Origin of the sequence: Streptomyces sp. MB09-02B, from assembly GCF_033794485.1 — a bacterium.
Taxonomy (GTDB): domain Bacteria; phylum Actinomycetota; class Actinomycetes; order Streptomycetales; family Streptomycetaceae; genus Streptomyces.
Genome location: NZ_JARGEE010000831.1, coordinates 1 through 1,533 on the forward strand (window position 1 = coordinate 1; position 1,533 = coordinate 1,533).

At 73.6% G+C, this 1,533-nt stretch carries 1 protein-coding gene and 1 pseudogene; one reads left to right on the top strand and one right to left on the bottom strand.

Annotated elements, in window-relative coordinates; genetic code table 11:
• Positions 1–44 precede the first annotated feature (44 nt).
• Positions 45–848: a nuclease-related domain-containing protein gene (locus P1P70_RS44460; RefSeq protein ID WP_319248162.1), complete on the bottom strand. Its 804-nt coding sequence runs from the start codon at positions 846–848 to the stop codon at positions 45–47.
• 110 nt (positions 849–958) lie between these two features.
• Between P1P70_RS44460 and P1P70_RS44465 the strand changes: the two are divergent.
• Positions 959–1,324 (top strand): annotated as a pseudogene (locus P1P70_RS44465) (protein phosphatase); the annotation flags it as partial.
• Between the last annotated feature and the right edge of the window lie 209 nt (positions 1,325–1,533).

Genomic DNA, 1,533 nt, shown 5'->3' on the forward strand with positions numbered 1-1,533 from the left:
CACCCGCACCCACATGCACACCCGACCCACACCCACCCGGCGCTCTACACCCGCGTCCACGTCCGCCGGTCGTGGGCCATCGCGTGCAGTCCCTCCACGTCCGCCGGCTTCAGCACCCCACCCGCGCGGGCGAGTTCCGACAGGTCGGTGTCGCGCAGGACGCGCAGCTCCCGCAGGGGTGTGGTGACCGCGACCGAGGAGGGTCCGGCGAGGGCGAGGACCGGGCGGACCTCGGCGGTGAGGGCGTAGGAGGCGCGGTCGGCGTCGGCGCGCAGTCCGTGCAGCAGCGCGCGGGGTTCGTGCCGGCCCACGGCGACCATGGGGTCGGTGACGACGACGCGCTGCCCTCGGGCGTGGACGGCGCGGACGCAGAACAGGCCCCCGGGGCCGACGACCAGGTGGTGGATGCGGTCGCCGCCGGGCAGCGGCACGGAGTGCAGGGTGTGCCAGCCGGCGCCTTCCAGCCGGTCCAGCGCGTCGCCGACGGTCTGCTCGGCGGCCAGGGCTCGGCGGCGCGGGTCGGGGCGCAGCCGACGTGGTGGGCCGGGGGCGCGGTCGAGGGCGATGAGCAGGGCCTCGCCGGGCCGGTTGGGGGCGAGGTCGTCGTCCGGGGGCAGGCTCAGCCGGGCCAGTTCGGCGGGGGTCGGCACGGGCGGGGGCCCCACGGTGACCGGGCCGGTGACGAAGGGGCCGAGGACGGCCAGCACGTCCTCTCTCAGCTCCTCGCTGAGGAGGTTCACCCGGCCCGCCTCATGGTCGTACCAGGCGATGTTCCTCCCGTCGGTCCGGCACACGTACAGGCGTCGCTGTCCGTGCCGCCAGGTCGGTATGACGCGCAGTCCGCTCATGCACCATCACCCCAGACCATGGGAACAGGCGGGGTGCTCCATCGGCAAGAACCCGGCTACCTTCGAGGTGACGACCCGTCGTCGAGGGTCACAGCCCGGGGGAGGCGCCGTTGCGGACGCGCAGGCAACCCGATGTCCTGGTTCCACCGGAACCGTGGAGCGAGATCGTGCCCGGACTGTGGATGGGCGGGCACGAGTTCACGGGGCCGGCCGGTACCGGGGGCGTCGAATTCGCGGTGGTACGCGACGAGTTCGACCTGGTGCTTACCCTGCTGCGGCTGCCGGGGCACGGACCGGACGAGGGCGTCGAGCACCATGTGTGGCCGATCCCGGACGGGCCGCTGGACGGCACGCAGTTGGCGGGTGTGATGCGGCTGGCGCAGGCGGCGTGCGACGCGCTGGAGGACGGCAGGCGGGTCCTCGTCCGCTGCTACAGCGGGTACAACCGCTCCGGTCTGGTCCTGGCGCACGCACTGGAGGAACTGGAGGAGCCGGCCGACTAGCACGGCGTGCCAAGCAGCGCACCATGTGCCGAGCAGCGCACCGTGTGCCCAGCAGCGCACCGTGCCGGGCAGCGGGCGTTCCGAGCAGCGCGGCGTGCGCGACCGAGCCGTCACGAAAAAGTACTTCCGCACGAATTAGGGTGTACGGGACCAGAGCGGTCCTCCCCCGCGACCGCCCCCTC